Origin of the sequence: Achromobacter sp. ACM02 (genome assembly GCF_014851605.1) — a bacterium.
GTDB classification, from domain to species: domain Bacteria; phylum Pseudomonadota; class Gammaproteobacteria; order Burkholderiales; family Burkholderiaceae_B; genus Achromobacter; species Achromobacter aegrifaciens.
In genome coordinates this window covers 19920-41233 of the sequence record NZ_JACUZY010000010.1, presented here as the reverse complement: position 1 = coordinate 41233, position 21314 = coordinate 19920, and the positions used below count along the sequence as shown (strand labels likewise).

The 21314-nt window shown below is 65.7% G+C and carries 18 protein-coding genes; 5 read left to right on the top strand and 13 right to left on the bottom strand.

Going from position 1 to position 21314, the window contains the following annotated elements; genetic code table 11:
* Window positions 1-145 precede the first annotated feature (145 nt).
* From IB258_RS26040 to IB258_RS25980, 13 genes are read right to left on the bottom strand one after another with little or no spacing between them, the layout of a single operon-like run.
* Window positions 146-1402 carry a glycosyltransferase WbuB gene (locus tag IB258_RS26040; RefSeq protein WP_054453686.1) on the bottom strand — a complete coding sequence of 419 codons (1257 nt, stop codon included), beginning with the start codon at window positions 1400-1402 and terminating at the stop codon, window positions 146-148.
* Window positions 1399-1959 (bottom strand): putative colanic acid biosynthesis acetyltransferase, encoded by a 561-nt coding sequence (locus IB258_RS26035; RefSeq protein WP_054453087.1) that lies wholly within the window; start codon window positions 1957-1959, stop codon window positions 1399-1401. The genes IB258_RS26040 and IB258_RS26035 overlap by 4 nt, the downstream gene beginning before the upstream one ends.
* Window positions 1956-2843 (bottom strand): glycosyltransferase family 2 protein, encoded by an 888-nt coding sequence (locus IB258_RS26030; protein ID WP_192353383.1) that lies wholly within the window; start codon window positions 2841-2843, stop codon window positions 1956-1958. The genes IB258_RS26035 and IB258_RS26030 overlap by 4 nt, the downstream gene beginning before the upstream one ends.
* 13 nt (window positions 2844-2856) lie before the next feature.
* Window positions 2857-3987 (bottom strand): glycosyltransferase, encoded by a 1131-nt coding sequence (locus IB258_RS26025; protein ID WP_054453081.1) that lies wholly within the window; start codon window positions 3985-3987, stop codon window positions 2857-2859.
* Window positions 3980-5275 (bottom strand): O-antigen ligase family protein, encoded by a 1296-nt coding sequence (locus IB258_RS26020; RefSeq protein ID WP_054453079.1) that lies wholly within the window; start codon window positions 5273-5275, stop codon window positions 3980-3982. The genes IB258_RS26025 and IB258_RS26020 overlap by 8 nt, the downstream gene beginning before the upstream one ends.
* Before the next feature lie 27 nt (window positions 5276-5302).
* Window positions 5303-6205, bottom strand: a complete 903-nt coding sequence (locus IB258_RS26015) for a glycosyltransferase family 2 protein (protein ID WP_054453076.1) — start codon at window positions 6203-6205, stop codon at window positions 5303-5305.
* Window positions 6206-6225: 20 nt separating this feature from the next.
* A complete protein-coding gene (locus tag IB258_RS26010; RefSeq protein WP_119450029.1) occupies window positions 6226-7542 on the bottom strand; it encodes an oligosaccharide flippase family protein in 1317 nt (438 codons plus the stop codon).
* 38 nt (window positions 7543-7580) lie between these two features.
* A complete protein-coding gene (locus IB258_RS26005; protein ID WP_054453071.1) occupies window positions 7581-8534 on the bottom strand; it encodes a GDP-L-fucose synthase in 954 nt (317 codons plus the stop codon).
* A gap of 6 nt (window positions 8535-8540) precedes the next feature.
* Window positions 8541-9650 carry a GDP-mannose 4,6-dehydratase gene (gene gmd, locus IB258_RS26000; RefSeq protein ID WP_054453069.1) on the bottom strand — a complete coding sequence of 370 codons (1110 nt, stop codon included), beginning with the start codon at window positions 9648-9650 and terminating at the stop codon, window positions 8541-8543.
* A 10-nt stretch (window positions 9651-9660) separates the two neighbouring features.
* Window positions 9661-10023 carry a VanZ family protein gene (locus IB258_RS25995; protein WP_054453684.1) on the bottom strand — a complete coding sequence of 121 codons (363 nt, stop codon included), beginning with the start codon at window positions 10021-10023 and terminating at the stop codon, window positions 9661-9663.
* Between the two features lie 34 nt (window positions 10024-10057).
* Window positions 10058-11488 carry a mannose-1-phosphate guanylyltransferase/mannose-6-phosphate isomerase gene (locus IB258_RS25990; RefSeq protein ID WP_054453067.1) on the bottom strand — a complete coding sequence of 477 codons (1431 nt, stop codon included), beginning with the start codon at window positions 11486-11488 and terminating at the stop codon, window positions 10058-10060.
* Window positions 11489-11493: 5 nt separating this feature from the next.
* Window positions 11494-11946: a GDP-mannose mannosyl hydrolase gene (locus IB258_RS25985; RefSeq protein ID WP_054453683.1), complete on the bottom strand. Its 453-nt coding sequence runs from the start codon at window positions 11944-11946 to the stop codon at window positions 11494-11496.
* A 46-nt stretch (window positions 11947-11992) separates the two neighbouring features.
* The gene (locus IB258_RS25980) at window positions 11993-13402 is read right to left on the bottom strand and encodes an undecaprenyl-phosphate glucose phosphotransferase (RefSeq protein ID WP_054453065.1); all 1410 of its coding nucleotides are present in this window, start codon (window positions 13400-13402) and stop codon (window positions 11993-11995) included.
* A gap of 242 nt (window positions 13403-13644) precedes the next feature.
* Here IB258_RS25980 and IB258_RS25975 point away from each other — a divergent pair, with 242 nt between their 5' ends.
* The 5 genes from IB258_RS25975 (at window position 13645) to galE (ending at window position 21268) form a co-directional block, all read left to right on the top strand.
* Window positions 13645-14781 (top strand): polysaccharide biosynthesis/export family protein, encoded by a 1137-nt coding sequence (locus IB258_RS25975; protein WP_054453063.1) that lies wholly within the window; start codon window positions 13645-13647, stop codon window positions 14779-14781.
* A gap of 62 nt (window positions 14782-14843) precedes the next feature.
* Window positions 14844-17105, top strand: coding sequence for a GNVR domain-containing protein (locus tag IB258_RS25970; protein ID WP_054453060.1), 2262 nt, complete (start codon window positions 14844-14846; stop codon window positions 17103-17105).
* Window positions 17106-17125: 20 nt separating this feature from the next.
* The gene (locus IB258_RS25965; RefSeq protein ID WP_054453058.1) at window positions 17126-18529 is read left to right on the top strand and encodes a phosphomannomutase/phosphoglucomutase; all 1404 of its coding nucleotides are present in this window, start codon (window positions 17126-17128) and stop codon (window positions 18527-18529) included.
* A gap of 13 nt (window positions 18530-18542) precedes the next feature.
* On the top strand, window positions 18543-20210 hold the full coding sequence (gene pgi / locus IB258_RS25960) for a glucose-6-phosphate isomerase (protein ID WP_054453056.1): 1668 nt from the start codon (window positions 18543-18545) through the stop codon (window positions 20208-20210).
* Between the two features lie 8 nt (window positions 20211-20218).
* Complete coding sequence (gene galE / locus IB258_RS25955; protein ID WP_119450026.1) at window positions 20219-21268, top strand: UDP-glucose 4-epimerase GalE; 1050 nt, start codon at window positions 20219-20221, stop codon at window positions 21266-21268.
* The last annotated feature ends 46 nt before the right edge of the window (window positions 21269-21314 follow it).

Below are 21314 nucleotides of genomic sequence, written 5' to 3'. Positions count from 1 at the left end.
TCAAGCGCGAGAGACTTGATGCAAGAGCATCGGTCTCGAGTGCGCGTAACCCGTCGCCAACCGCCAAGAGAAAATTGAACTCATCGCAACGTTGACGGCCTGCGCGCAGCAGATGCGGCAGGCTTGTGCGGCGCCGTGCGGACGTTCAAACGCCCGCGCCGCGGGCCGCATGTTTGCCCTTGGCCGCTATCAGCGCTTCGAATTCCTGTTCCGCGGCAGCCAGCACGCTGTCCACGTGCAGATGCGTCTGCGCATACTGGCGCGCCGCGGCGCCCAGGGTTTCGCGGATCTGCGCGTTGTAGCTGAGCTTGCGCACCGCCTCGGCCATGGCCGCTCCGTCTTCCGGCGGCGTCAGCAGGCCGCAGCGCGCGACCACGCCGGCCAGCTCGGTGCCGGGCGAGGCACCGCACACCACGGGCCGGCCGCTGGCCAGCATGCCAGTCAGCTTGGACGGCATCACCAGGTCGGCGGCGCCGGCGCGTTGGGGCAGCAGATGGATGTCGGCGGTATTGAGCAATTCGCCCAGGCGTTCGGCAGGCTGCAGGTCCAGGAAGACGACGCGGGCCAGGCCCTCGCATTGCTGCTGCAGCGGCGCGCGTTCAGGACCCTGGCCGCAGAAGACGAACCACAGGCGCGTCTCGCGGCTGAGCCTGCGGGCCACGTCGGCCAGGGTCTGCAGGCCCTGCTTGCCGCCCATGTTGCCTGAATAAAGCGCAACGATCGCGTCGTGCGGAATGCCCAGTTCGGCGCGGTAGTTGCCGCCGCCGGCGCGCGGCGCAATCGCATCGACATCGATCCAGTTGGGCAGCAGCACCGCGCGGCCCGGGTCCACGCCCTTGGCCCGCGCCAGGTCCAGCATGCGGCTGGATATGGTCGACACGCGGTCGAAGCGGCGCATCAGCCAGCGTTCGGCCCTGAGCACCATGGCGCGCAGGCCGGCGCCCTTGAGCAGCCCCAGCTCGAACGCGGCGTCCACTTCATAGTCCTGGATGTGCAGCCAGGCGCGGGCGCCGCAAAGCCGCGCCGCCAGCCAGGCGGCGGGCGCGCAGAAGAGCGCGGGCTCCACCACCAGGATGATGTCCGGCCGCCCGGCGGCCGCGCGCAACAGCGAGGGCAGGCTGGACAGGGCGAAGCTGGCCAGGTGGATCAGGCGCTTGAGGCCGCCCGGCCGTCCGGGAACCCAGAGCGGCGCGCGGCGTACGGTGACGCCGCGCAGGGTTTCCTTGCGGTAACGGCTGGCGCGATAGCCTTCGTGCACCTGCCACTGCGGATAGTAGGGCGGGGCCGTCACCACGCTGACTTCGTGGCCGCGCGCGGCCAGCCATTCGGCCAGTTCGGCGCTGTATTTGCCGATGCCGGTGAGTTCGGGCGCGTAGTTGATGCCGTAGATGAGGATCTTCATGCCGGGCCAGCCTGGCGCGGGCGGATCGGACGGCATGGGTTGCCGTGGCACACCATGGCGGGCGGCATGTTGCGGAACACCGAGCTGCGTGCGCCGATCACGGCTTCACGCCCGACGGTCACGCCGGGGCCGATGAACACGTCGGTCGCCACCCACGCGCCGTCCTCGATGCGCACGGCGCGTTCGCGCAAGGGAAAGTCGGGTTGCGCCGCATCGTGGTCTGCTGCGCAGAGGTAGCTGCGCTGCGACACCACGGCGTGGGCGCCGATGTGGATGGGACCCAGGCTGTAGATGACCGCGTCGTCCCCAATCCAGGCGTAGTCGCCGATTTCGACCTTCCATGGATAAGTCACGGTGGCTGTGGGCCGGATCAGCACCTTGCGGCCGACCCGTGCGCCAAAGCACCGCAGCAGCCAGCGGCGAAAGCCATAGGCAACTTGCGGCGACCAGCGGAACAGCGTCGCCTGCACCGTCCACCAGAGCTGCACCGTCAGGGCGGAGCGGCCGCGCTGGCCGGGCGCCAGCGCAAAACGGTCGAGCTGTTGCAGGGCGCTCATTTGGCGGCTCCCGCCACGGCGTCGTCACGCGCCGCGGCGGCGCTGGCCTGCCGCGCCTTCTGGATCTCTTCGGTCTTGATGCGGATCTGCCAGTAGTACATGGCGCGCGCCACCGCGTAGTCGTAGCCCGCCTTGCCGTCCAGGAAGCCCAGGCGGAACACGTAGGAATGCAGGAACGAGATGGGCGCCTTGAACGGCATGGCCTGGAAGATGCGCTTGAGCAGGGCGCGCGCGCCCACGTTGGCCTCGCGCGGATCGTTCATCAGGCCCTTGGTGCGCAGGTTCGCTTCCCAATCGGAATAGCGGTTGTGCTTGTCGAAGTAGTGGAACAGCGAATCATGGTCGTTGTGCACCATGCGCTGGCGCAGGGCGAAGGTTTCGCCTTCGACCTGCGGCTGGTAATGGCCTTCGACCTCCCACATATGCGCCACGTCGAGATCGTCGTAGTCCAGGAAGCGCGAGCGGTCGCGCGCCAACAGGGCCAGCTTGTACACGCGGTGGCCGTGTTCCAGCTTCTTGCCGCAGAAGACGTAATCGAACGGCACGAAGGCGCCGCCCGCGCCCGCCGCGAAGCGCGGCAGGGCTTTGCGTATTTCCGCGGCCAGGCCGGGCGTCATCTCTTCGTCCGCGTCCACGTACAGCACCACGGGGTGCGAAAACGGCAGCTGTTCCAGGCACCACTGCTTCTTCTTGGGATACTTGCCGTTCCACTGGAAGTTCGAGACCTTGGCACCCAGCGCCGTCGCCATCGCGCAGGTCGCGTCGGTGCTGTTGGAGTCCACCACGAATACTTCGTCGAATTCGACCAGCGCCTTCAGGCACTTGTTGATGTTGCGTTCCTCGTTCTTCGTCATGACGACGACCGATACCGGTATCTTCTGCATGATGCTGTCCTGTTCAGGGCGTGCCGCGCTGCATCAGCGGGCGGAAGAGGGCGATGACGTTGCGGCAGTGCCGTTCCAGGGAAAAGGCGTCGGCGCGTTCCGGGCCTTGCTCGGCAAACCGTTCACGCATCTCCGCGTCATAGGCCAGGCGGCGCACCGCCTCGGCCAGGGCCGCGGCGTCGCCCACCGGAACCAGCAGGCCGTAGCGGCCGGAATCCAGGATTTCAGCCGGGCCATGGGGACAGTCGGTGGAAATGACTGGCACGCCCAGGCACAGCGCTTCCACCAGCACATTGCCGAAGCTCTCGCGCAGCGAGGTCAGGGCGAATGCGCCGGCGCCCGCAATCACCGGGAACGGGTTGTCGATATGGCCCGCCAGGGTGACCGGGCTGCGCGAGCCGCGCTCATCGATGCGTTTTTGCAGGGCGGCATGCTCGGATCCTTCGCCCAGGATGGTGAAGCGGATGCCGGGGTCATCCAGCAATGCGGCCGCGTCGATCAGCGTCGCGTAATCCTTCACTGCTTCGAGCCGGCCCACGGCCACCACATGGTAGGGGGCGGGCTGCGCGGGGTCGTCGCCGCCGCGGCCGCCCTGCGCGCGCACATTTTCCAGCGGCACGCCGTTGTAGATGGTGTGGACCTTGCCGCGCAGCGGCGGAAACATGCTGACCAGGTCTTCCTTGACGCCGCGCGACACGCCCACCACCGCATCGTGGCGCCGGTAGGTCTGGCTGACCAGCCAGCATTTCAGGCGCCGCATGCGCGAGGCTCCGTAGTGGATGGCCGGGCTGCTGTGTTCGAAGGCGACGGTGGCGAACTTGCCGCGCAGCAGCTTCTTGGCCGCCACGACCAGCATGTTGCACAAGAGGCCGTGCGAGCAGACGATGGCGGGCTTGTCGCGCCGGATCTGCATGAGCAGCTTGAAAAAGGCCACGGGCAGCATCAGCCGCAGCGCGGTCGGGGATTCGTTGACAGGGAGCGCCCGGGTCACCTTCGGATTGGATACGGGATACTCGCGGATGCGCGAACGCAGCAGGAACAAGGCGGAATCCACCCCTTGTTCCGGCAAGGCATCCACGATGAAGGCGACACATCTTCCTACGCCGCCGTGCAGGTCTGGCGCGACAAACAAGACATCAGGCATGTGGGATCACTCTAGTTGGCGTCCGGCGCGCAACGTCCGGGCGGTGGCTGGGGGCGGATGTCGTTCTTTGTTCTGGCACGGGCATGATCTGGGCATTGCGCATGAGCGACAGGCAATAGCACAGCAGGAACCCGGTGAAGGCGGTCTTGGGCGCATAGGCCAGGCCGCCGGAAAGCGAGTCGATGAAGATATAGATAGGCGCGGTGGCAAGCAGGTATCGCCGGTGCAGCTCCAGGCCCGGATGCGCATATCGTCGCAACAGCGTGAGCAGCAGAATGAGCACGGGCGGAAGCATGATCATGATGGTGCCGACCACCCCGAATTTCATCAGGTAGAAGGCCCAGGAGTTGTGGGCGAAGGTGCTCAGCTCGAAGCCGTTCTCGCCCATGACCCAGCTGCGAAAGCCCGCGCCCTTGCCGAACACCGGACTCTCCGCGAAGAAGTCCATTTGCCCCTGCATTTCCTGGACGCGCGCGCCGTAGCTGGAGTCCTCGTCCAGGCGCTCGACGCTGAAGATGCGATTGGTGAGCACGTCCAGGTAGCCGATCGCGGCGAAGACCAGCACCCCGGCGACTGCCGCCGGCGCAAAGACCAGCACGGCGCGGCGCCGGATCTCGGGACCCGCGCCCAACAGCACGGCGATGAAGACCGAGATCGCCAGCTGCAGGTATTGGCTGCGGTTCAGCGAGAACACCAGGGCCAGCAGCATATAGACCGTCAGCGCGTAAGCCTTGGGTCCGGAAACGTTGAGCGTGCGCCGGAAGTACAGCAGAGACACCACGCCGAACGGAATGGCCCATACGCCCAGCCGCACGTTGCGCAGCGGATTCGCCACGCTGAAGCCTTGCAGCTGTTCGGCCAACATCAGCGTGGCCACGGCCAGGCAGGCCGCCACGATGTACTTCTGCAGCACCGCGTAGGCGGCCGGGCTGTCGATGTCCTTGTAGCAAAGAAAGGGCGTGCACAGAAAATAGAACACGATGCGCAGGTCCCGCGCGACATCGCCGGTCTCGATGCCGGGATGATGCAGCGACACCAGAAGCAGATAGATCACCGACACGCACTGGATTCCCAGCAGCATGCCCAGCATGCCGCGGGGCAGCGCATAGGCCGCGGGATCCGCGAGCCGCAGCATCTTGACCACCAGCATGGCGACGAACAGGAAATCGAAGGGCGACAGCTTGAAGCTGCCGACGCCCAGGACGAAGTGATCGTCGTTCAGGGCCAGCGCCGTGAAGGCGAACATGCCCAGCAGATGCAGGGTCGATAAGCGGCGGTGCGTGGTCATTGTGGCTCTTCCCGGTATGGACAGGCGCTAGTGCGAAGCCCAGTCGTCTCGTCCGAAAATCCTGGTGGTCAGCTTTTCGAACAGATAGGACAGGTCGCCCTGCCGTGCGTGGGCGGCCACCTTGGACGCCCGGCACGACAGTTCGAACAGCTTTCCCAGGCCCGGCTCCGTGCGGCGGATGCGCGAGACGATCTGCTCGCGCTCTTCGAGCAGCACGTCCTGCATCAGCGCCGTCTTGGTTTCGTCATGGGCGGTGTACACGCCCATTGCGTCCGGGACGATCAGGTTCTTGCCTTCGCGCAGCAGCCGGCTCCACAGCTCCAGGTCCATGCAGTAGCGCATGCTCTCCTGCAGGAGCCCGTACTTCTGCAGCAGGTCGCGGCGGAAGATCGCGGACTGGTTCGGGATGGACGCCTTCACCACCGTCAGCGTGCCGCGGTTGACCGGCGTGTAATGGATCTTGCGGAAGATCTTGTTGTCGGCGTCCGCCACGAACAGGTTGCCGCTGACGATGGGCGCGCGTCCCTTGGAGGCGGCCGCGCCCAGCTTGCGCAAGGCGCCGGGGAAGTACAGGTCGTCGGAGTTTTGCCAGCCCACATAGTCGCCGGTGGCGCGTTCGAAGCCCTTGTTGATGGCATGCGACTGGCCGCGGTCGGGCGTGCTCTCCCAGTACGTCAGGTAGCGCTCATACTTGCGGATGATGTCCACGCTGCCGTCGGTGGAGCCGCCGTCGATGATGATGTACTCCAGCCGCGGATAGCCCTGGTTCAGCACGGACAGGATGGTGCGCTCCAGGAAGCGGGCCTGGTTGAACGAGGGGGTAACGATGGTCACTTTCGGCAACAGGCTGCCGGCAATCGGCGCCGGCGGCCGCAACTCGCGGACGAAGTCGATGAGCTGACGTGAATACTCGTTATGACGCTTGCGCATGTAGGACCTCAGCATATGAGTTAACGGGTGGCCGCAGGCAAGGCGCCCGGAAATTCTGGGCGGGATTGACGGATGGCGAGGGCCACGCCGGCCAGCGTGATCGCCGCGTAGGCCATGCGGCCCCATGCCGCGGCGTGTTCCCCCGCCGCGTGTACCAGTCCCGCCATGACGCACAGCATCGCCAGGCCGCCCAGGCCGTTCAGGATGGCGACGGCGCGTGAATTGCCCAGGCCCAGCAGGGAAAAGTGCGCAGCGGCGTTCAAGGACAGCAGCCCGGAGGCCACGATCAGCAACTGGAAGGTGCCCAGATGGCCGCTGGCGACGTTGTCCCCCAGCAGCAGGTTCAGAAGCGGATGACTGACCGCCAGCACCGCCAGCGTGGCGCTGGCCGACAGAGCCAGGTTCCACAGCATCATGCGGCGGATCTCGCGTTCGACGGCGCCCGGATAGGGCGGCGAAACCGACAGGCGGGTGACGCGCGGCATGGCCTTCTGGAAGATCGCGACCGACGCGGTATGGATGATCTGGCCGACCTGCACGCCGACCGTGTAGATGGCCAGCGCCGCCGGGCCCATGAGACTGCCGACCAGCACCCTGTCCACCGAACCGAAGGCCAGGGCGCTCAGGCTGTTCAGCCAGGACCAGCGGGAGAAACGGAAGGCGTCCATCATGGCGGCGCGGTCGCGCACCGGGCGCACCAGGACGCGTCCATAGGTGCGCGCGAATACGCGCATCTTCACGCTGCCCGCGATCAGGAGTCCCAGCGCCTGCGCCAGGCCGGTCCAGGTGGGGGAGGCCGTCAGCCAGGCCGTGGCGCAAGCCAGCCCCATCGTGCCGGTGCGGCTGAAGACCTCGCACAGCGCCGTGGCGCGGAAGTCTTCACGCCCTTTCAGGCATCCGGAAAACAGTTGGTCATATTGCTGCGTCAGGTAGATGGCCAGGGCGGGCATGGCAAGCATCGTCACCGCCACGCCGCCGAAGGTGGCCGCCGGCCAGCCCAGGCCCACCACTCCCCACAGCAGCACTGCGGCCAGGGTCACGACCCCCAGCGCGCAGCCGATCAGCGACATGCTTACGCCGGCTGCGCGATAGGCGCCGCCCGGTTCGTGCATGCGCTCGGAAACCAGCTTGGTCGCCGTCACCGCCGCGCCCAGGTTGGCGGCATTGCCGAAGCCGGCCAGGGCGATGATCATCGAGTACTGGCCGAAGCCCACCGTTCCCAGCTGCCGGAACAGGATGGGCAAGGCCACCAGCGCCGCGACGGGGCCGATGCCATACTCCACCAGCCCCCAGAAGGAGGCATTGCCGGCGATGTGTTTCCTCAGGAATCCGAACATGGCTGGGGCCTGTGGGCATAGGGGTTCTGGCGAGGCCGTCAGGCCACGGGCAGCGCATGCTGGGTGCGTTCACGCAGGAAGTGCCCGTAGGCCAGCGTGATGCCATGCGTCAGTGAGATCTCCGGTTTCCAGCCCAGCGCCTGCATGCGGGCCGAGTCCATCAGCTTGCGCGGCGTGCCGTCGGGCTTGCTGCTGTCGTAGACGATGTTGCCCTCGTAGCCGACAACGCGGGCCACCAGCCTGGCCAGGTCGGCGATCGAGATGTCCTGCCCGGCGCCGATGTTGTAGATGCCTTCCGCCTGCGGATGCTCCATCAGCATGACGCAGGCCTGCGCCAGGTCGTCCACGTACAGGAACTCCCGCAGCGGCGCGCCGGTGCCCCAGATGCTCACGCTTTCCTGGCCAGATTCCCGCCCTTCGTGGAATTTGCGGATCAGCGCGGGCAGCACGTGGCTGCTTTGCAGGTCGTAGTTGTCATGCTGGCCATACAGATTGGTCGGCATGGCGCAGATGAAGCGCGCGCCGAATTCGCGCTGATAGGCCTCGCACAGCTTCAGGCCCGCGATCTTGGCGATGGCGTAGGGCTCGTTGGTCGCCTCCAGCGGCCCCGTCAGCAAGGCGTCCTCGCGGATCGGCTGAGGAGCTTCGCGCGGATAGATGCATGACGAACCCAGAAACAGCAGCTTGCGCACGCCGGCCGCATACGCGGCGCGGATCACGTTGCACTGGATCATCAGGTTCTTGTACAGGAACTCCACCGGATGCGTCTGGTTGGCGAGGATGCCGCCCACCTTGGCCGCGGCCAGGTACACCACGTCGACCGGCGTGGTCGAGAAGAAGCGGTTGACCTGATTCTGGTTTTCCAGATCCAGCTCTTCCCGGCCGCGGGTCAGCACGTTGCGGTACCCGCGGCGTTGCAGCTCGCGGGTGATCGCGGCGCCCACCATGCCGCGGTGGCCGGCGACGAAGACGCGTTGCTCCAGGTTCGTCATGTCGTGCTACTCCTTGTAGGCGTAGATTTCGTAGCCGTTCTGCTCGACCAGCGCATCGCGCCGGGCGTCGCGCAGATCGCTCTCGACCATTTCCTTGACCAGTTGCGCGAAGGAGGTGCGGGGCGACCATCCCAGCTTTTCGCGCGCCTTGGTCGGATCGCCCAGCAGGGTCTCCACTTCCGTCGGGCGGAAGTAGCGCGGATCCACCCGGACGATGACCTGGCCGGGCTTGACGTCATGGACCGGCGAGAACAGCACGGTGGCGGTCTCTTCCAGTCCTTCGCCTTCCCAGGCCAGCAGGATGCCCAGCTCGCGCGCGGCGGTATTGATGAATTCGCGCACGCTGTATTGCATGCCGGTCGCGATGACGTAGTCCTCGGGCGTGTCCTGCTGCAGCATCAGCCATTGCATTTCGACGTAGTCGCGGGCGTGGCCCCAGTCGCGCAGGGCGGACAGGTTGCCCAGGTACAGGCATTCCTGCAGGCCGAGCACGATGCGGGCCAGGCCGCGGGTGATCTTGCGCGTGACGAAGGTCTCGCCGCGCTTGGGCGATTCGTGGTTGAACAGGATGCCGTTGCAGGCATACATGCCATAGGCTTCGCGGTAATTCACGCTGATCCAGTAGGCGTACAGCTTGGCCGCCGCATACGGGCTGCGCGGATAGAACGGCGTGGTTTCCTTTTGCGGCGTCTCTTGCACCAGGCCATACAGCTCGGAGGTGGAGGCCTGGTAGAAGCGGGCCTTGTTCTCCAGTTTCAGGATGCGGATGGCTTCCAGGAGACGCAGGGTGCCCAGGCCGTCGGCGTTGGCCGTGTATTCGGGTTCCTCGAACGAGACGCCGACATGGCTTTGGGCGGCCAGGTTGTAGATCTCGTCGGGCTGCACCGACTGCACGATGCGGATCAGGCTGCAAGAGTCGGTCATGTCGCCGTGATGCAGCACGAAATTGCGGGGCTGGTCATGCGGATCCTGGTACAGATGGTCGATCCGGGCGGTATTGAACAGCGAAGCACGCCGCTTGATGCCGTGGACCTCATAGCCCTTGGCCAGCAGAAACTCCGCCAGATAGGCCCCGTCTTGGCCAGTAACGCCGGTAATCAGTGCCCGTTTTGGCATGGTTGTATCCTTAAGACTTAGTGACTGCACGAAAGGAGCCGAAGGCTGCGGTACCAATGTGCAATGAGATTACTGTTGCACCAGCCGCTGAGATATCGGCCAAAAGGTCTAATAATTCAGCCTGTCGATAGGGAAAAAGGGACTGGATTGCTTCATCCAGCGCACCCAGCATGGCAATCGCCACCAAGGCCGTCAGCGCCGGGCGCCGGTTGACCGAGAAATAGATCAACGTGGTCAGGAAGGCGTAAGCCGCAAGATGCAGACGCTTGTCCCCAAAGGCGTCCGACATCTCGGCGGCCAGGCCCGGCAGGTTGCCTATCGTTACCAGTACGGCGAAGAACAGCCCGGCAAGAGGCAGGCAGATCCGGGCCATGCCCGGTCTGAAGAAGGGCGGGGGCACCTCTTTTTCAAACCCGGCCATACATGTCCTGGAATCTGACGATGTCGTCTTCACCCAGGTAGGCGCCCGATTGCACCTCGATGATTTCCAGCGGGATCTTTCCCGGGTTCTCCAGGCTGTGGATCTCGCCCAGCGGGATGTAGGTCGACTGGTTCTCGGTCAGCAGGTATTGCTTGTCGCCGTTGTAGATGCGCGCCGTGCCGGAAACCACGATCCAATGCTCGGCCCGGTGATGGTGCATCTGCGAGGACAGGCGCGCGCCGGGCTTCACCGTGATCCGCTTGACCTGGTAGCGCGGACCCTGGCCGACCGAGTCGTAGGATCCCCAGGGCCGCTGCACTTCGCGGTGATGGTTCAGTTCCGAGCGGTGCTGCGTCTTGAAGATCTCGACCAGCCGCTTGACGTCCTGCGAGCGCGATTTGTGCGCCACCAGCACGGCGTCGGCGGTTTCGATCACGACGATGTCGTCCAGGCCCACCGAGGCCACCAGCCGGCTGGTGGAGTGGATCAGGCAGTTGCGCGAATCCTCCACCATGACGTCGCCGGTGGTGGAGTTGCCTTCCACCGTCTTCTGGGCGATACCCCAGACCGCGTCCCAGGCGCCCACATCGCTCCACGAGGCGGCCAGCGGGATGACCACGGCGCTGTCGGTGCGCTCCATGATGGCGTAGTCCATGGAATCGCTGGGGCAGGCCTCGAAGGACGGGCCGTCCAGGTGGAAAAGCGAATTCTCGCCATGTCCGATGGCCACCGCCGCCTGCACCTGTTCCAGCATCTTGGGCGCCAGGCGCGCCATTTCCGACAGGAATACCGAGGCCTGGAAGGCGAACATGCCGCTGTTCCAGTAATAGCCGCCATCGTCGATGAAGCGCTGCGCCACCTCGGGCGAGGGCTTTTCAACGAAACGGCGCACGCGGCGGGCGGGGGCCATGACCCCGGGCTCGTCCGCCTGGATGTAGCCGTAGCCGCTGAGCGGCGCGGTGGGCGTGATGCCGAAGGTCACCAGGGCGCCTTGCAAGGCGGCCTTGTAGGCTTCGGCGAAGGCGGCGCGCAGTACCTCGCCGTCTTCCAGCACGTGGTCCGACGGCATGATCAGCATGACCGGGTCCTCGCCGTCGCGCATGGCGCGCAGGGTGGCCGCGGCGATTGCCGGCGCCGTGTTGCGCGCGAAAGGCTCCAGGATCACTTCCACGTCCTTGATGCCCAGCTCCAGCGCCTGCTCCGCCGCGATATAGCGGTGCGCGTCGTTGCAGACCAGGGTGGGCCGGGCCTGCGCATCCGCCGAACCGAGCCGCAGCAGGGTGTTCTGCAGCAGGCTGCGGTCATCGGTCAAACGGATGAACTGCTTGGGCAGCAGCTCGCGCGACAGCGGCCACAGGCGCGAGCCTGAACCGCCGCAGAGTATGACTGCCCGGTACGGGGGAGGGGGATTGGTCATGGCGCTCACTCCTTGAAGTAGGCCTGGGTGTAGGGGTGCACGCCGGGATCGGCGGCGAGGGCCTTCGCGGGCAGCCAGCGGTAGCTGCGGTGCTGGGCCTGGGGCAGGCTGGAAATGTCCAAAGAAAGCTCGGCCTCATAGGCGAGGACGACGTAGTGGGTGGAGCGTCCGGCTTCACCCGCAAAATTGGTGCCATAGAAGTGTTCGTACACGCCGCGCGGGGTCCAGGCCAGCTCGCTGACCGGGATGCCCAGTTCGTCGCGGGCGATGCGCCGCAGCGCGGCGTGCAGGGTCTCGTTCTTGCGGATCCGTCCGCCCGGCACGAACCAGGCGCCCTGGGCCGGGGGATTGGCCCGCAGGCCGGTCAGGTAGCGGCCCGCGGCATCGCGCAGCAGCAGGTCGATGGAAACCAGCGGCAACATCTCTACCGCCTGGCGGAACTCCGCCTGCGCCAGCAAGCCGTCGCGGGCCGCGGCCTTGCGTTGCTCGGGCCATCCCAAGGGTTTAGTAGACATTGCGGCCCGTCCATCCCGACAACGCCGTGCGGGCGATGATCTGCAGGTCCATCCTGAACGTCCAGTGCTGGATGTAGTAGATGTCGTACTCGACCCGGTCGCTCATCTTGCGCAGCGTGTCCGTCTGCCCGCGCAGGCCGTTGACCTGCGCCCAGCCCGTGATGCCCGGCTTGACGCGGTGGCGCATCATGTAGCGCTGCACCAGGTCCTTGTACATTTCGTTGTGTTCCAGCGCGTGCGGACGCGGACCCACCACCGACATGTCGCCCATCAGCACATTCAGGAACTGCGGCAGTTCGTCCAGGCTGGTGCGCCTGAGGAAGCCGCCGATGCGCGTGACGCGGGCATCGTTGCGCGTGGCCTGGGTGACCACGCCATGCTCCTGATGCACTGTCATGGTGCGGAACTTGTAGACATGGAAGACCTTGCCGTCCACGCCCAGCCGAGGCTGGGTGAAGAACACCGGGCCGCGCGAAGTCGCCTTCACCAGGATCGCCACCGTCAGCATCACGGGCGACAGCCCGATCAGCGCGCAGAAGGCGAAGCCGCGGTCGAAGAGTTCCTTGGCCCAGCCTCGCACGCCGGCGGCCGGCAGGCTGTTGAGCTGTATGGCCGGCAGACCCAGGAATTCGCCGATGCGGTGCCCCAGCAGCTGGATCGACATGACATCGGGAATCCAGCGGATATCCACCAGGTCGTTGCGCAGGTGATAGAGGACTTCGCGCAGTTCCTGGCCCGCTTCCATCGGCAGCACGATCCAGATCTCGCGGACGTTGTGCTCATGCACGAAGCCATGCAGCTCGTCCAGGTCATGCAGGCGGCGGACTTGCGGCGGCAGGTTCTCATGGGGCTCGGCATAGATGCCCGCCACTTCGTAGCCCGCGCCGCGGTATTGCTCGACGCGGCGCCACAGGTCATGGCCCAGCGCGCCAAAGCCCACCAGCAGTACGCGCTTGCGGTCCAGCCCGCGGTCGCGCGCCGCGCCCAGGATCGCGTAGACCGCAATGCGTAAGCCGGCCAGCGTCAGCGCCGACATGCCGAACCACGTAGCCGCCCATATGCGCGATATCGCCGCGGTCTGGTGCATGAGAAAACTGATGCAGATGCCCAGCGCGAACACCAGCGCCCAGGCCGCCAGGCTGCGCACGACCAGGTCGGTCAGCAGGCGGCCGCGCCAGGATACATAGAGGCGGAAGGCCGGGAATATGGCGACCACGCCCAGGCCGCACAGATACACAAGGAACAGATGGATCTGCGGAGGATCCGCCAAGGCATCGTCCGAGAATTTCAAGCCGGTGGCAGTCAGGCCGCAGGCGATCACGATCGCGGCATCGAGCAAGCGATAGAGATAGCTTGCTCCGCTGAATCTAGACGACGTGTCCGTTTGGGACGGGTCCATCGCGCACTCCTGTTCGTGGGGAGCCGCCGTGCGAAAGGCAAAGACAGTGCACCGCCGCAAAGCTTGTGGCTACCGACAAAATCTTATTGAGTGCGCAAGGCACCCGAAACCTCCAAACGATGTAGGAGAAGGCTTAGGACATCCGTCGAATGTGCGGGGCTAGGAAAAGAGAGTGGAATGTCGCAACCCGTTACGCATCGGGCTCACTCCAAGCAACGAAGTCATTCACAAGTGGATTTGCCATGACGACATTTTTCGGAACGTTGAGCCGAGGCATAGCAGCTATCGCGCTCGTGTCCTCGCTGGGCGCTTGCGCCTTGTCTCCCGGTATGACCTTTGACGCCAATCAACTTGCGGATCCGCTGGATCCGAACTCCAAGGCTGTAATCAAGGAAATCACGCCGTCGCTGGTGCTTGAAGACCAGCGCGCGCGCCAGGCATTGCTCGACAACGAAGGCGTCGACAAGCTCTACGGCAAGTCCGGGCCGTACCTGATCGGGCCCGGAGACATCCTCTCGATCGTAGTGTGGGATCACCCTGAACTCGTCCTTCCGACGCAAACCTACGCCATCGGGACTGGGGTAACGGAACTAGCCATTGGAGACACCGCCTCGGGCATTCCGGGCTATACGGTTTCATCCACTGGATATATCCAATTTCCCTATGCGGGATTGCTGAAAGTGGCCGGGTTGACGGAACTTCAGGCGCGCAATCTCATAGTGAATAGTTCGAGCAAGTACATCCAGGATCCGCAGATCACCGTACGCGTTCTGGGATATCGCAGCAAGCGTGTTTACGTCGATGGCGAAGTGAAGACGCCGGGCGCAATCGCGATCAACGATATCCCGATGACCCTGTTGGAAGCGATCAACAGGGCCGGAGGCATTCTGCCCACGGGCGATCGCAGCGCAGTCTACGTGATCCGTGACGGACGCCGTACTCGCGTGAACGTGCCTGCGCTGATCGAGCGTGGCCAAGACCTGAACCAGGTGCTGCTGAAGTCCGGCGACATCGTCAGGGTCACGCCGCGCGATGACAGCAAGGTGTTCGTGATGGGCGAGGTGACCTTGCCCACCGCGGCAGTGATGCGTGACGGACGCATGTCGTTGACCGAGGCGCTGGGCTTGGCCGGAGGACCGAACCAGCTGACCTCGAATCCGTCTCAAATATTCGTTGTGCGCAGCACTGAGCAAGCGACGCCGCTGGTGTTCCACCTGAACGCCGGATCGCCGCAGACTCTTGCGGTGGCGGAGAAGTTCGAGTTGCAACCCAAAGACGTGGTGTTCGTGGATACGGCGGCCCTGGTGCGGTGGAACCGCTTCATCAGCAATCTGTTCCCGAGCGCCCAGACCGTACAGACCGTGAAGTCCATAGATTAGTCCGCCTTAAACCACGCCTGGGGACGCCGCGACCGCGGCGGCGTCTTCTCTTGGAGAGCTGCATGTCGTTGCCCATCGAATCGTTCGAGCCGTCCGTGCCGGCTCGCCAGCAGGAAACTCCGTTGTCGTCCCATGTGGACGCCATCTTCTCCAACCGGTGGATGATCATCGCGATCACTCTGCTTGCATTACTGGGGGCGCTTACCTATGTGATGATCACGCCCAAGGTGTACTCGGCCGACATCATCGTGCAGGTGGAAGAGGAAATGCCGCAGGGGCAGAGCCGCAGCCTGCTCGGCGATGTGTCCTCCATGTTCGATACCAAGGCGGAGACCTCGGGCGAAATGGAAGTGCTGCGTTCGCGCATGGTGGTTGGACCCGCAGTCGACAAGTTCCTGCTGTACATCCAGGCCAAGCCGCGCTATTTCCCCGTGATCGGCGAATGGCTGGCGCAGCGCTACGAAAGCCTGCCGTATCCGTCGAGCCTGCCGCGCGGCGGTTATGCATGGGGCGGCGAAGCCATCGCGATCTCGCAGCTGGACGTGCCCAACGAATGGCTGGGCAAGCCCTTTCGCGTGACCACGCTGGGCGAAGGGCGCTACACGCTGAGCGACAAGTTCACGGGCGCGACCTTCAACGGCACCGTGGGCAAGCCCGAGCATTTCCGGCTGCCTGGCGGCGGCGCGATGGACGTGCATATCGACGCGCTGACGGGACGCCCCGGGACCGAGTTCACGGTGTCGCGCAGCTCGCGCCTTGCAGCCATCGAGGATGTGCAGGCGCGCCTGGGGATCTTCGAGCGCGGCCGCACGTCGGGGGTGATCGGCGTCACGCTGGAAGGCAATGATCCCGCGCTGACGACTGCCGTGCTCAACCAGATCGGCCAGGAGTACGTGCAGCAGAACGTGAACCGCAAGTCGGCGCAGGCCGAGAAGTCGCTGGTATTCCTTGAACAGCAGCTGCCGGTGCTCAAGGGCGAGCTGGACGCGGCCGAGACCAAGTACAACTCCCTGCGCAACAAGCGCGGCACCATCGACCTGAGCGAAGAAGCCAAGCTGATCCTTGCGCAATCGGTGGATGCGCAGACCAAGGTTATGGAACTGCGCTCCAAGCGCCAGGAGATGATCACCCGCTTCGCGCCAACCCACCCCAGCATCGTGGCGCTGGACCGCCAGATCGCCGGGCTGACCGGGGACGTCAACCGCATCGGCAACAACATCCGCCAGTTGCCTGACCTGGAGCAGGACGTGGTGCGCCTGGTGCGCGACGTGCGCGTCAACACCGAGCTCTACACGGCATTGCTCAACAACGCCCAGCAGCTGCGCCTGATCCGCGCCGGCAAGGTGGGCAACGTGCGCATCCTGGACTCGGCGGTGCAGCCGGACAAGCCGGTGCGTCCCAAGGCCGCCATCATCATCGGCGTGGCGACCGCCTTCGGCCTGATCTTCGGCATGCTGTGCGCGTTCGTGCGCAATGCGCTGTTCGGCGGACTGTCGGAACCCGACGACGTCGAACGCCATACCGGCCTGCCGGTGTTGGCCGCCATTCCCTATAGCGACATGCAGGACAAGCTGTGGCGGCGCAGCCGGCGCAAGAACGCCAGCGTGCCTGCGCTGCTGGCGCAGAGCCAGGGCAACGCGCCGCCCATCGAAAGCCTGAGGTCGTTCCGCAACGTGCTGCAGGCGTCGCTGCGCCAGTCGGCCAACAACATGGTCATGTTCACCGGCCCCGTGGCAGGCGTGGGGAAGTCCTTCCTGTCGGCCAACTTCGCCTTCATCCAGGGCGGCGTGGGCAAGCGCGTGCTGCTGATCGACGCTGACTTTCGCAAGGGCCAGCTCAACCGCTACTTTGGCGTGCCCAAGGAAGACGGCCTGTTCGAAGTGCTGTCGGGCACGATACCGCTGACCCAGGTCCGCAAGCACAGCGTGTCCGAGGGCGTGGACTTCATCGCCACCGGCGCGGTCACCTTCGACCCGTCCGAGTTGCTGGCCTCGCCGGTGTTCGGCGAAACCCTGCGCGAACTGGCCTCGCAGTACGACATGGTGATCCTGGACACGGCGCCCGTGCTGTCGTCTCCGGACGCGGCCGTGGTCGGCACGCATGCGGCGGCGGTGATGGTGGTGGTGCGTTCGGGCATGAACACCGTGGGCGAGATCCGCGAGACGGCCAAGCGCCTGATCCAGGCGGGCGCGCCGGTGGACGGCGTGCTCTTCAACGGCCTCAAGCTCCTGCCGGAACGCTTCGGCTTCCGGTCCAAGTACGGCAGTTACCGCTACTCCCGTGCGGCGTATTACGGCGATTTCAAACAGAACGGCCCTAAATAACGCCACCCGGAGAAACTGGCATGCACGGAACTTTTGGCTGGGACACGCCGCAAATTCTGGATGCGGTTTTCAAGGCTTATGACATACGCGGCACGGTGCCGGAAGAAATCGATGCGAGGTTCGCGCACAGCCTGGGGATGGCGGCGGGAACCCAGGCCCGCGAACAGGGAGCGCGGTCCATCGTGGTGGGGAGGGACGGCAGGCTGAGCAGCGTCGAGCTGGCGGCCGCCTTGCAGGCGGGCCTGCGCTCGGCGGGCATGCACGTCATCGACATCGGCATGGCGACCACGCCGATGGTGTACTTCGCGACGCGCCTGATGGACACGGGCGCGGGCATCGCGGTCACGGGCAGCCACAACCCGCCCGCACACAACGGCTTCAAGATCGTGCTGGACGGCGCCTCGCTATATGGCGAAGGCATCACCGCGCTGCGCGATGCGATGCGCCTGCCCATCGAATCGGCCAGCGCCTCGGGCGGACGCACGCAGATGCAGATCATGCCGTGCTACACGGCGCGCCTGATGGGCGATATCCGCATGGCGCGTCCGATGAAGATCGCCATCGATTGCGGCAACGGCGTGGCGGGCGCCGCGGCGCCGGCGCTGTTCCGCGCCCTGGGCTGCGAAGTGGTCGAGCTGTTCTGCGAGGTCGACGGCTCGTTCCCGGGCCATCACCCGGATCCGGCCGATCCGCAGAACCTGCAGGACCTGATCTATTGCCTGCGCTATTCCGACTGCGAGGTCGGCCTGGCGTTCGACGGCGACGGCGACCGGCTCGGCGTGGTGACCAAGACGGGGCAGATCATCTGGCCCGATCGCCAGCTGATCCTGTTCGCGCGCGACGTGCTGTCGCGCAATCCGGGCGCCGAGATCCTCTATGACGTCAAGTGCAGCCGCCACGTGGCGCGCGCCATCACCGAGGCGGGCGGCAAGGCCACCATGTGGAAGACGGGGCACTCGCTGATCAAGGCCAAGATGCGCGAGACCGGCGCGCTGCTGGCCGGCGAGATGAGCGGCCACATCTTTTTCAAGGAGCGCTGGTACGGCTTTGACGACGGCATCTACGCCGCCGCCCGGCTGCTGGAGATCCTGTCCGGCGCGCCGGATCCCTCGGCCCTGCTGGAAAGCCTGCCGCAGTCCTGCGCTACGCCCGAAATCAAGCTGGAAACCGCCGAAGGCGAGCAGTTCGACCTGGTGGAAGCGCTGCGTGCGCAGGGACAGTTTCCCGGCGCGCAGTCCATCAACGACCTGGACGGCATCAGGGTGGATTACGCCGACGGCTTCGGCCTGGCGCGTCCGTCCAACACCACGCCGACGGTGGTATTGCGTTTTGAAGGGGACACCGTGGCCGCATTGGCCCGTATCGAGGAGGATTTCCGCAACGCGTTCCGACGCATTGCCCCTCATGTTCGTTTACCGTTTTAAGGAGCATCACGCGATGGGAAAGGCCAAGTATGCGATTGAGGCGCTAAGGGCGAATTCGGGCCTGGCGGACAGCCCGGAGTGGCAGGCGTTCGCGCAGGCCGCGCACGGCGCGGAATTGGACGGCGCGGCGCTGAAGGTCATCGAGGCGGCGGGTCTTTGCGTGGACCTGAGCATGCAACGGCAGTCGCCGGCGCTGGAAGCGGCGGCCATGTCGCTGCTGCAGGCGCGCGGCGTGGCGGATGCGCGCCAGGCATTGTTCGCGGGCGAGCCGGTCAACTGGACCGAAGGCAAACCGGCATGGCATACGGCGCTGCGCGCCGGGCGCACGCGGGAACAGCCTGACGGCCAGGACGCTGACTCCGTCTGCGAGCATTCGCGCATGACGGACTTCGTGCGGCGGGTGGACCAGACGGCCGATTTCAACACGGTGCTGCATATCGGCATCGGCGGCAGCGATTGGGGACCGCGCCTGGCGGTCCAGGCGTTTGGCGGGGCGCAGCAGCGCCGTCAGATCCGCTTCGTGTCCAACATCGACGGACACGCGTTCCATGATGCGGTGGCCGGGCTGGACCCGCGCCGCTGCCTGGTGGTGGTGTCTTCCAAGTCCTTCACCACCGCCGAGACGCTGCACAACGCGCGCGCGGCCATCGCCTGGCTCAAGCAGGGCGGCGTGGCCGACGTGTCGGAACATCTGGCCGCGGTCACCGCCAACGTGTCGGCGGCGCGCGCGCTGGGCGTGCCGTCCAGCCAGATCTTCAAGATGTGCGACTGGGTGGGCGGGCGCTATTCGGTCTGGTCGGTCGCCGGCCTGTCGATCGCGCTGACGGTCGGCGCCGACGTGCTGATCGGCATGCGGGCGGGCGCCGAGGCCATGGACCAGCATTTCCAGCAAGCGCCGTTCGCCTCGAATGCGCCGATCCAGCTGGCGCTGGCGGGCCTGGTCAACTGCAGCGTGCTGGGCCACAACTCGCTGAACATCGCGGCCTACAGCGCGCGGCTGCTGCACCTGGTCACCTATTTGCAGCAGCTGGAAATGGAATCGCTGGGCAAACGGGTCGCGGGCGACGGCGCGGCGGTCGGCGTGCCGACGGCTCCCATCATCTGGGGCATGCCGGGCACCGATGGCCAGCACACCTTCTTCCAGTGGCTGCATCAAAGCGAAGAGGGCGCGCCGGTGGACTTCATCGCCAGTCTGCAAGGCCATGCGGATAGTCCCGATGCGCACCGCATGCTGCTGGCCAACTGCCTGGCGCAGCGCCAGGCGTTGCTGCGCGGCAAATGCCTGGAGCAGGCGCTGATGGACGTGGCGCACATCGACGACCAGGAGCGTGCGCTGAGCCTGGCGCAGCACATGGTCCATCCGGGCGGGCGCCCTTCGACCCTGATCGTGTTGCGCCAGCTGGATCCTCGCGGCCTGGGCGCGCTGCTGGCGTTGTACGAGCACAAGGTGTTCGTGCAGAGCGTGGTCTGGGGCATCAATCCCTTCGACCAGTGGGGCGTGGAACTGGGCAAGCGCCTGGCCACCGGCATCGAGCGCGAGCTGGCGGTGCCGGTGTCGGCCGGCGTGGTGGACTGGGGCCACGACGCGTCCACCTCGTACTGGATCGACCGCTACCGCAGCCATGCGCAGGCGCCGCGGCCGCGCCATGCCTGGGTGCCTGGCGTGGCGGCGCATCTGTGAGGGAGACCATGCCGGATCTGCATGTGTTGGTGACGGGCGGCGCCGGCTATATCGGCACGCACACGCTGGTCGCGATGTTGGCGGCGGGCCAGCGGCCGCTGGTGCTGGATAACTTCAGCAACGGCAGCCGCGAGGCCGTGCGCCGCGTCGAGCGCCTCTGCGGCGTGGAGATTCCTCTGGTGGAAGGGGACATCCGCAGCCCTGGACTGGTCGAATCGGTGCTGGCCGAGACGGCAGCGCGCGGCGCGCCGGTGCAGGCGGTGCTGCATCTGGCCGGCAGCAAAGCGGTGGGCGAGTCGGTTGCCGATCCGCTCAAGTACTACGACAACAACGTCGGCGGCTCGGTGACGCTACTGCGCGCCATGCGCGAGGCGGGCGTGACGCGCATGGTGTTCAGTTCTTCGGCCACAGTCTACGGCGAGCCCCGCTACCTGCCGCTGACCGAGGCGCATCCGCTGGCGCCAACCAACCCCTACGGCCGCACCAAGCTGATGGTGGAGGAAGCGCTGCGCGATGTCTGCACGGCCGATCCCGCGTTCAGCGCGGTGACGTTGCGCTACTTCAATCCCATCGGCGCGCATCCGAGCGGCCAGATCGGGGAAAGTCCGCGCGACATTCCGAACAACCTGTTCCCGTACATCACCCAGGTGGCGGTAGGTCGCCAGCCTTTCCTGCGGGTGTTCGGCGACGACTACGAGACGGCCGACGGCACCGGCGTGCGCGACTATCTGCACGTGATGGACCTGGCGCAGGGGCATGTGCAGGCGCTGGCCTATTCGGAGCGCCACCCCGGATTCGTGGCGGTCAACCTGGGTACCGGGCAGGGCACCAGCGTGCTGGAGCTGGTGCATGCGTTCGAACGGGTCAACGGCTGCCGCATTCCCGTGCAGGCGCAGGCCAGGCGTCCCGGCGACGTCGAAAAGATGTGGACCGATCCCACGCTGGCGGCTTCCTTGTTCGGCTGGCATAGCACGCATGACGTGGATGCGATGTGCGCGGACGGCTGGCGCTGGCAGCAGGGCAACCCTCAGGGCTACGACCTCGGCACAGGGACATAACCCCTGCGCCGTATCGGATGGATTCCTCGAAACCGGCGCGAGCGGT

Bases quoted from the DNA above. Each gene is read 5' to 3' on its own strand.
- gmd (WP_054453069.1), bottom strand. From the start codon at position 9,650: ATGCCAAAACGGGCACTGATTACCGGCGTTACTGGCCAAGACGGGGCC.
- IB258_RS26035 (WP_054453087.1), bottom strand. From the start codon at position 1,959: ATGAGCGCCCTGCAACAGCTCGACCGTTTTGCGCTGGCGCCCGGCCAG.
- IB258_RS25965 (WP_054453058.1), top strand. From the start codon at position 17,126: ATGCACGGAACTTTTGGCTGGGACACGCCGCAAATTCTGGATGCGGTT.
- IB258_RS25975 (WP_054453063.1), top strand. From the start codon at position 13,645: ATGACGACATTTTTCGGAACGTTGAGCCGAGGCATAGCAGCTATCGCG.
- IB258_RS26025 (WP_054453081.1), bottom strand. From the start codon at position 3,987: ATGCCTGATGTCTTGTTTGTCGCGCCAGACCTGCACGGCGGCGTAGGA.
- IB258_RS26005 (WP_054453071.1), bottom strand. From the start codon at position 8,534: ATGACGAACCTGGAGCAACGCGTCTTCGTCGCCGGCCACCGCGGCATG.
- IB258_RS26030 (WP_192353383.1), bottom strand. From the start codon at position 2,843: ATGCAGAAGATACCGGTATCGGTCGTCGTCATGACGAAGAACGAGGAA.
- galE (WP_119450026.1), top strand. From the start codon at position 20,219: ATGCCGGATCTGCATGTGTTGGTGACGGGCGGCGCCGGCTATATCGGC.
- IB258_RS25980 (WP_054453065.1), bottom strand. From the start codon at position 13,402: ATGGACCCGTCCCAAACGGACACGTCGTCTAGATTCAGCGGAGCAAGC.
- IB258_RS26015 (WP_054453076.1), bottom strand. From the start codon at position 6,205: ATGCGCAAGCGTCATAACGAGTATTCACGTCAGCTCATCGACTTCGTC.
- IB258_RS25970 (WP_054453060.1), top strand. From the start codon at position 14,844: ATGTCGTTGCCCATCGAATCGTTCGAGCCGTCCGTGCCGGCTCGCCAG.
- pgi (WP_054453056.1), top strand. From the start codon at position 18,543: ATGGGAAAGGCCAAGTATGCGATTGAGGCGCTAAGGGCGAATTCGGGC.
- IB258_RS26010 (WP_119450029.1), bottom strand. From the start codon at position 7,542: ATGTTCGGATTCCTGAGGAAACACATCGCCGGCAATGCCTCCTTCTGG.
- IB258_RS25995 (WP_054453684.1), bottom strand. From the start codon at position 10,023: ATGGCCCGGATCTGCCTGCCTCTTGCCGGGCTGTTCTTCGCCGTACTG.
- IB258_RS25990 (WP_054453067.1), bottom strand. From the start codon at position 11,488: ATGACCAATCCCCCTCCCCCGTACCGGGCAGTCATACTCTGCGGCGGT.
- IB258_RS26020 (WP_054453079.1), bottom strand. From the start codon at position 5,275: ATGACCACGCACCGCCGCTTATCGACCCTGCATCTGCTGGGCATGTTC.
- IB258_RS26040 (WP_054453686.1), bottom strand. From the start codon at position 1,402: ATGAAGATCCTCATCTACGGCATCAACTACGCGCCCGAACTCACCGGC.